Here is an 8791-nt window from a genome sequence, read left to right on the forward strand (position 1 = left end):
AGACTGATTATATCAGAGGCAAAATAAAAAGGAAAACCTTTTGGCTACGCCAAACCGAAATTCATCTCCCACCTACCGTTGGGCTACGCCCTTCACACGCTTGAGGAAGGAGAATTCTTTCGGGAAACTCGTTAAAAACTTTCAAAAATTGAAATTGTATTGTAAAGTAATGATTTTACAAATAGAAGCAGTTTTATATAATTAAAGACAAGTAAAGAGAATTTAAATGATTCACAGTAAAATGTGTAAAAAAAACAACAATTATGTAGATTATTCAGACAACATTTCAACTTAAAGGTTATATAGCCATCATATAGCTATGACGTTTCACATTTTTAAGATTCAAATTATATTTGTAATTAACATTGTTAGGAGGTATTTAAATATGGAGAAAGTGTTAGCATTGTTTAGTGATGCCCTCCTACTTGCTGCTCCAATTTATGAAGAAAACAAGCAGTTATGGGCCAAATGGAATAAATATTATAAAGAAGTACAAGGGAATCACGATAAATTAGTAACATCAGCTAATATGTCCCCTTCCTTTTCGACACTTGTTTCTTGGTTAGGTCAGAAACAAGAGCAAGGAATATCGTTGTTAAACATTTATGCCAATCTGAATAAATATAAAATTGAAATTCAAAATGTACTAGATAAGATCATTGAACAAGAATTCGGAGAAAAAGTTGAAGCAGTTGAACCAACTCAAATTTCAATTTTTGAAGATAGTCAGGTAACAGAACATATAGAAGATATATCAGATGATTACTATCCTGTAACCAATGACGCAATGTACTATCAATTACGTGATGGAATAGCAAAAAATCATTTTGAGGAAGATGAAGCAGTAGCAAAACCGGTACTGCCATTAGAAACAAAAAATTCAAGCGGAGTTGCACAACTATCTTCACATAAGGATGAGGATTTGAGATTAGTGAATACAAACGAAGCAGAAAGATGGTCTATATTGGTTGATGGAGTAATTAGTAATATGGATGATCTTACAGCAGACTGTTTGGATACCATTACAATACAATGGTTAAATCAAGCTAAATCTCCAGATGAATTCATAGATTTTAGTTATGAAAATGTGTTGGAATTATGTAATATGCCAAAAGCATCAGCAAACGGTGTAGAGTATTATCGTGCAGAAGATAAGATAAAAGTAGCGCAACGTATTGCAGCGTTAGCAAGCATCTTTATTTATTTGAATGATGATAATGAAGTTGTAGTATTGAACGATCAAGCTGAAACTGGGGAAAAATTTGAAGTAAAACGTGAAGTAATCAAAAGGCTATTCGTACTGGACTCTGTAGTGTTATGGAGAGATAAGAATACTAATGAATATATGGGGATAGAATCCTGTAAGATTAAACCAGGTAGTTTTTTATCGGGCTATTTGTATGGATCTAATAGCACAACTGCTTTATTATCGAAAAAAGCATTAGAGTATAATAGCTATAGACACAAGTTTCATAAACGTTTAATACGTTATTTATCCTGGCAGTGGCGAATCCGTCAACAATACAGTACTTTAAAAAGACCATACTCCATTGGTGGAGAAAAAGGTTTACTATCTGTAATGGGTATTACAACTACAAAGGGGCGCCCAACTCGAATTCGTGAACAACTAGAAAATGTTTTAAATGATTTAGAAAAAGAAAATGTAATTTCACATTGGGCGTATGCAGAGGAATTGGATGAAACAAAGATAGGAGAACGTAATTGGTTTAAGAATTACTTTGAAAAGTTGGGAATCATTATTTTACCTCCAAAAGAATTGATGAATAATATAGATAGTATGGTGAAGAAAAAATCAATAGATACACAAGAGAAGCAAGAGGAGCGTTATATTGTAGATACAGTAAAACAACCTACTGTAGGATCAGAGGATATGGTTCGAGAGAAAATTATGCATCAGCATATGCATCAAAATAAAACAATGCGTGAGATAGCAGATGAAATAGGTCTATCCCCTGCTACACTCTCAAGATTTTGTAATAAAAAAATGAAACGCATTTCAAAAAGTGTTAATGAAAAACTTAACAAGTGGTATGAAAGACAAATGATTATAGAATCTATGTAAAAAGAAGCAGATACCTTTACAGAGGTACCTGCTTCTTTTTAGTTTTTTCATTTTCTATATGTATGGCTCCATAATCGCACTTGACATTGGAATAATTTCTATTTGCTATTCCTAAAAACAGAAACCACGTATTTAATTTCCCTCCTTTACTTTACGTGAGATTCGTTCAACTACTCGGGGTATACCGAGTGTACTTTTGTACAAAATAAGAGTGTTAAACGTTAAATTGAGGAGGATTTGTATGCAAAATCATAAAAAAGCTATAGAGAAGTCTGGTTCTATTATGAAACCAAATTTTGCAGAAACTGATGCGCAAAAAGTAAAACAAGAAATTCAAAATGATGTAAGAGCAGGACAAGGAGCAATGACTTCCCGGGAAGCTGGGGCAATGCGAGATTAAGAAACCCCTCCTTACTGAGTTTTAATTTTCTTCTTTAAAATCTTATTCAGTAAGGAGTTATTCCGTAATCTGGACCGATTGCTTAATAGGAAAAAATCCTGCACATTAACACAGGATTCTAATCAAGTTTTGCTGTAAGGCCACAATTCTGGTTTTGTTTCATAAAAAGTCTTTTTTTCGGAAATATGCATCTTAAAAAATAAGAAGGTATGAGTTTACAGCCCACCCCTTCTTACTGGTAGAAATATTCGTTATATGCATAGCTTATCAATCATGATCAATGTCACCTTCGATATATTGACGGAGTTTATCTTTAATTGCTGCACTTTCTGGAGTTACTTCTGCTATTTTACGATTGTGAAGACGAGAGCCTCCGTCCATTTCATCTAAAGGTAATGTATTTTCAACATCTTGAGAAACAGTTGCAGCCATTTGTTGCTGTAACCATTGCATTGTTAAGTTAGATGTTGTATTTTTACCATTGATTTCTGCAGTTCGTTGAATTTCCTGTTCTTGCTGATTATGAGTTACAGTCGATGTGTAAGCAGGCTCTCTATATTGTGGTGTATGCTTTGCCCTTGGCACTTCTATTGGGGTTTCAGTAATAACTGATGCTTTTTTGTTAATTTCAATAGGTTCTCTATGTTTACTTGTGTCTGGTACATTTTCTTTTTGAACATTGATTACTTCATTAATTTTTGCGGGTTCTGTTGAAGTAGAAGTAGCAATTGATGCTGTAGCGTCCTTCTTTTTTAGCTTAGGAGCAGAATTTCTTGAGTAATCTTGCACAGACTGATTATTTGTTAAATCACCTTCATTGTCAGTATCATCTTCATTATTATAAAAATCGTAAGTATCAGGATTTAACGTTTGTAACCAACCTTCTATTGCAGTAGGCACTGTTTTAGGTGTACTCAATTCCTCAATTACAGTATCTTCACTATCAACATCTGTATCTGTAACATAATCATCATATTTAATTTCCGTATTCAATGACTCTTCACGTACTTTTAGCCAATAAGCAGCTGCTTCTGCATCAACTTGAATCTTAGCTGTTTTAAACTCAGTGGCAGGAACAAAGTTTGCATTTACTTGTATTCCTCCTTGAGGAGCATTATCTTTTACAATTTTAGCAGCACACTGGAATGCTTTTTGAATCAATATATCATTTTCAGAAAGAATGGGTACCTCTGTTTTCGAATAAGAGTAGGATGTTCTACGTGTACTTTGAGTTTTCGTTTCAGCTGTTACCATATCAATTTCTTGATCACCTTCACGTGCTTCATAAATTGTTTTCGTACCCATAAGCTTACTAAACAATTTAGCATCTTCATTAGTAACATCACCATAAACAAGTTTATTACGAAATGTACCTAACAGGATATCCATGAATCTTGGGCCATGTTCAATTGCTAATTGACTAATGGTTTGTGCAATAACAATTAAAGGAGCTTTATATTTACGTGATTGAGCAGGAAAACTTTTAAATGCTTTATAAATGTAATCTGCAAACTCATCAACTAAAACAGGATGGTATGGAGATACGTTAGGTTTACGACGGAAAACAGCATTTTGCACTGCATATAAACATAATTTACCGAATACATCAGATAGGTCAGAAAGTTCCCCTTTCGCTGTATTGATTAAAAGGATACCTCCAAATTCCAAATGCTTTTCAAAGTCAAAATCTGATGGACCACATAATACACGACGGAGCAGAGGTTGAGCTGAAATATCATTTAATGTGTTTCGTAAACCACGAACGAAGGTTTCTTGTTTATCAATAATCTTTGGCTGCCCATAGTATTTCCCTTCAGTATGATAAACAACTTCCCCTCCCCCACGACCGCCAGAAATTTCAGGTACATAATTTAAAGCAAACCATTCATCAACTTGCTTCATTATGCGCCAATGATTTCGTTCATCTCTATCAGGTATAGATTCAATATCATTTGGAAGGCGCTCTTTTAACTTGAGATGCATCTCAAAAACGAGATTAGCATCATTATACATATCAATTAAATGTTCAAATCTAGCTTCAAATTTTGAATCATGGAGTTTTAACAAGTAAATATGTTGTTTAAGATGCGAACGCTCAGATTGAACAAAGAAAGGATTTCCTGCTCCATTATCAGAGAGCCCCGTTAATACTGAACATAACATCTCAGCAATTTTATCAACTGGACCACGTACGAAATTTATTGAAGGGGTATCAGGATTTGTTGGATCTAAATAGAAAATAACACTTTCGGGAATCTTGTGTGCCAATACCAATTTATATACTTTTTCGCAGAAGTCGTTAGATGGCTCGATAACTGTAAGACCATTTACCTGCGTTCCTTTTACATCCTCTGAATGATAATCTTTTCTTGCATATAAGGTTTTAAAGTTATTAATCATTGAAGCCATATAGTCAAGAATTTGATTGGCAATTGGTAAACCTAGTGCAGCTGATTTACCTGTACCAATGTTACCGATAATCATTATATTAAGTGTTAAAGACTTGCCCTGGATTACTGCCATTTCCCGTGTAGCACTGTTAGGACCGAGAAAGATATCGGGTTCTGGCAATTTTGATGGATTTTTTTCAGTGAAAAATTTGTGTAATGAAGTAGCAAGTTTTCGTTGACGATCTTCATTCAAAAAGGAAAGCATCCAACCAGGTATTTTAAACACGTATTCCCATTTTCCGAATGCATCTAAAAGCTCCTTTTTATGTTCATAAAAAATTTTAAAGAGCCATAAGAGTACGAGAATAATAATAATTACAGGTATAGCAAATACAACGTGCATGATATTACTAAAATTTGAAAGTATAGTATCCTCTAATCCTTTGTCATTTAGTGAAACTTCTCCAGCTTTCGAATTTAAGAATGGAATAAATATTTTAGCTAATGGAACACTAAACGCCCATAAGTACTGGGCAACTATACCAATTAACATCATCGAGAAAATAAGCCATCTACGTTTTATCTCCTGATAAGTCTTAACCTTGGTTGAAAGCTGCCAAGTATAAATTAAAATCCAAAAGCTAAAAAAGGTTTCAATGTAATAATTAGTTTCGAACGGATTACCGAAGATACTTAAGGTAGGTAATGGAACGCCCATTTGTATTGACCAGAAAGAAGCATATTTATATATTCCCCTGAAAGCAAAATACCAAGCTAGCAGCAATAGTAAAGTCACAACATAGTAAGATGAGCGAGCTACTAAACGATATTTCCAGCTTTTTGTAATATCGATTGTAACTGTATAGGAATTTTTCTTGCTCCTCCCGGCTTTTGGATCCTCCCCATTACCTGGTGTATTATTGAGTTCAGCATTCTTTTGAACTGCGTTCTCCAAATTCTTGTTTCACCCTCTCTTTTAAAGGATAAAAAGCAGCGGTGAAATTAAGCAATTCAGCAGAAGTAGCCAATAATATATTCTCTGGTGCTATGGAATTGTGATACAAATCAGTAAAAATGGCCTGCTGCCCATGCTCTAATTCGTCCGCTTCATATATCCCCAATATTTTAATTGGGTTTAGTGTTTGGTGTTGATTTTGCATGGCCAACAATCCTGATAATTGTTGTAATTTAAAGTGTGTGTTAACCTCCCCTACCTTAAGTATTGTTAATATACAAACTATTTCTAAGTAATCTAAAGATTTTTTTTCTTCATCAGATGTTTTTTTTCGTAATACCAAAATGTCATCTGTTAGCTCAAGTAGTTTAGAATGCTGAACCCCTTTCGCTTGCATTTCATTTTTATTAGATATCCACTCTACCGAATAAGGGAAAGAAGAATTTATGTTTAAACGTTCAGTGATTTTTTTGATTAGGTGACTTTTGCTTAAACTATTAGTTTCGCGAACTTCTTGAAGAATATTATTTACTACAAGTGCAGAACTACCCATATTGCATACGTAAACATTTAGGTTGTTTACCACACTTAAACGTGGAATATTACCAAAAGCTTTTTTTAAATTGGTAACACGTGTGGTCCGTTTTTTGTAAGTAGAAATGGTATGGTAGGAGTCATCAATAATAGAAAATAACACGTAATATTGCTTAGATGGGTTAGCAGCAGCGATATCGAGATATTTTTTTAATTTATTTTCTAAAAACGGAATGTTTTCCGATCCTGTATCAACTTCAATATTGATAATAGAATTGTTACAAGTAATAATCCAATCTGGGATTATTAATGGGTTTCCCTTTGAGTCAGGATAAAATTCTTTAGATGGACGAAATGAATATACAAGTTGAGGCAGATCTGGTAGGAAAGAAACGGGTTGAAGTTCTGGCTGAAACACTTCACGGTATTCTTCATCTTCATATAAAAAGTAGACATCTTTTGAATCGGAATACATCAGGTGGGGCAACTGTAAGTTTTGCTTTACAATTTGGCTTAGTGGAAAGAGATAATCTCCATTACCGCCTACAATTGCGCCGGCATGTTCATTGTTTGATTCTGCTTTTAGTAAATTTAAGACAAATTGCGTGATTGCTATATTGTGTTCATATTGCCTTTTAGTAACAAATGAGGTGCTACAATCAGAAAGTAATTTTAATCTATATAATATTTCAGCTCCTTTCAAAGAGATAGAAACGAAATCTAGTGTGAAGCCTCGCTTTTTTCTCACGCTTATATTTTCCTTTTTTAGTAATTTCATTTTTGCCCATTTAGTTAACTTTGATGAAAAAGTAGTTCGACTTATAGGCCCCCCACTTATCAATTCATAAAATTTACGTAATTGAATTTGAGATACTGTTCGCTGTTCATATAAAAATAAAACTGTAAAAATATCAGAACGATTAAAATAAACTCCACGATCATTTTCTCCGACGATATATTTAACTGCATGATTAAATGATTTTTTCAATTTTAAACACTCCCCTGATATGGAAATAAAATACGGAAACTTGCATAAAATCGATTGCAACTATCCAAAAGCCAACCTAGACTGATTGGGTAAATAAAACATTTGAGAACATAAAAATGTTTTAAAAATATTTTAACTGAAATTTACAAAAAAACAACTCGTTATCCATCAAGACTCTGGATTTAAAAACACGTAATACATCTTCATGTATGTCTTATAAAAATCAAATGTAATAAGGATCTATTTACTATTAGAGTTCGTCATATATCCTTCGACATAAATAAAAAGACATGTGACGAAGCTAAAAAATAAAAATAGAGTTCGTCATATGTATTACGTCATATCTGTGTAGAGTCCTCAAAATACATAAAATACAGAGTGAATATATTTTTGAATGGATGAAATTCAATATTGAAATGAATGTTAAAATTTTTTGGATGTAACTGTTTATTAGGAGGAAAAATCACATCATAAAAGAAATAAGTAAATAATTATAATAAAGTAAATGAAAATTTTGTATATTTCGTATTTTGCATGTTACAATCTGATTTAAGGGGTGAAAAAATGCGGAATTGGAACACAGAATATGGGTTAATAAAAAAGATTATACAAAGTGAATTTGAAACAGACTTTTTTTATAACAAGGTAACTAACACATTAAATAACGAATATGAGATAATTCCATTACAGTTTGCTGCTCTAGATCCTTATAAAATCTACAATACTTCACAAGTTAGTAGAATATTGAGACTAAAACCTAATAAATTAAGGTATTTAATTAACAGATACGGAGAATACATCCAATTAATAAAAAAAGGAACTAAATATATTATTTCATTTAAAGCTGTATACAAGATTTATTTAGTACATCTATGTTTAACAAAGAAATTAATTAGTTTATCTGAGTTTAATCGCTTTATGGCTTTACATGTGAGTTATAGTGATTATATTGATATGAAATTGACAAGTTATACTGACAAGTTTGTAGAACTTAATTTCAGAGAAAAACAAATGAATGAAAATGAATCACAATTTTATGTGTTATTTCTGCAAATCTCAGAAATAACTACGGAATTAATAAAAGAAATAACGAAATATAACATGACATTAACATCCCCTTTCCTTTCTGTGGACAACCAACAGAAAAATGAGTTATTAAAAAAGAAGCAGGATCATAAAAATCTGTTTAATAAACTAAGTGTTTTATATAAAACTATATAGTTAAAAGAGTAATACTTAAGAAGTATTACTCTTTTTTTATAGGGTTAAATACACGTTTTATTGATAAGTCTTTTATATAAGTCCTTTAAATAGGACGTATAATAATTCATGGTAATATTCTATTGACATGAAATTAATATAAAATCATATAAAACCTTTAATAATAAGTGTTTGTCCATACGTCTTATATGTCTGTCTCTTATACACATCTGACGCTGCC

The 8791-nt window shown here is 32.4% G+C and carries 5 protein-coding genes; 3 read left to right on the forward strand and 2 right to left on the reverse strand.

Going from position 1 to position 8791, the window contains the following annotated elements; genetic code table 11:
• The first annotated feature begins 385 nt into the window (after window positions 1-385).
• Window positions 386-2083 carry a helix-turn-helix domain-containing protein gene (locus JDS92_RS28525; RefSeq protein ID WP_053446372.1) on the forward strand — a complete coding sequence of 566 codons (1698 nt, stop codon included), beginning with the start codon at window positions 386-388 and terminating at the stop codon, window positions 2081-2083.
• A gap of 241 nt (window positions 2084-2324) precedes the next feature.
• A complete protein-coding gene (locus tag JDS92_RS28530; protein WP_001179369.1) occupies window positions 2325-2483 on the forward strand; it encodes a hypothetical protein in 159 nt (52 codons plus the stop codon).
• Window positions 2484-2750: 267 nt separating this feature from the next.
• Here JDS92_RS28530 and JDS92_RS28535 read toward each other — a convergent pair whose 3' ends face one another.
• The gene (locus JDS92_RS28535) at window positions 2751-5828 is read right to left on the reverse strand and encodes a type IV secretory system conjugative DNA transfer family protein (RefSeq protein WP_199632934.1); all 3078 of its coding nucleotides are present in this window, start codon (window positions 5826-5828) and stop codon (window positions 2751-2753) included.
• Window positions 5800-7350, reverse strand: a complete 1551-nt coding sequence (locus tag JDS92_RS28540) for a hypothetical protein (RefSeq protein ID WP_199632935.1) — start codon at window positions 7348-7350, stop codon at window positions 5800-5802. Before JDS92_RS28540 ends, JDS92_RS28535 begins: the two co-directional genes overlap by 29 nt.
• 534 nt (window positions 7351-7884) lie before the next feature.
• Here JDS92_RS28540 and JDS92_RS28545 point away from each other — a divergent pair.
• Entirely contained in the window at window positions 7885-8571 is a 687-nt protein-coding gene (locus tag JDS92_RS28545; protein WP_199632936.1) for a hypothetical protein, read from the forward strand.
• The last annotated feature ends 220 nt before the right edge of the window (window positions 8572-8791 follow it).

Origin of the sequence: Bacillus cereus group sp. N12, from assembly GCF_016483575.1 — a bacterium.
In the GTDB taxonomy this organism is placed as follows: Bacteria; Bacillota; Bacilli; order Bacillales; family Bacillaceae_G; genus Bacillus_A; species Bacillus_A toyonensis.

Coding starts and splice junctions, on each gene's coding strand:
- JDS92_RS28525 (WP_053446372.1), top strand. CDS start 386: ATGGAGAAAGTGTTAGCATTGTTTAGTGATGCCCTCCTACTTGCTGCT.
- JDS92_RS28530 (WP_001179369.1), top strand. CDS start 2,325: ATGCAAAATCATAAAAAAGCTATAGAGAAGTCTGGTTCTATTATGAAA.
- JDS92_RS28545 (WP_199632936.1), top strand. CDS start 7,885: ATGTTACAATCTGATTTAAGGGGTGAAAAAATGCGGAATTGGAACACA.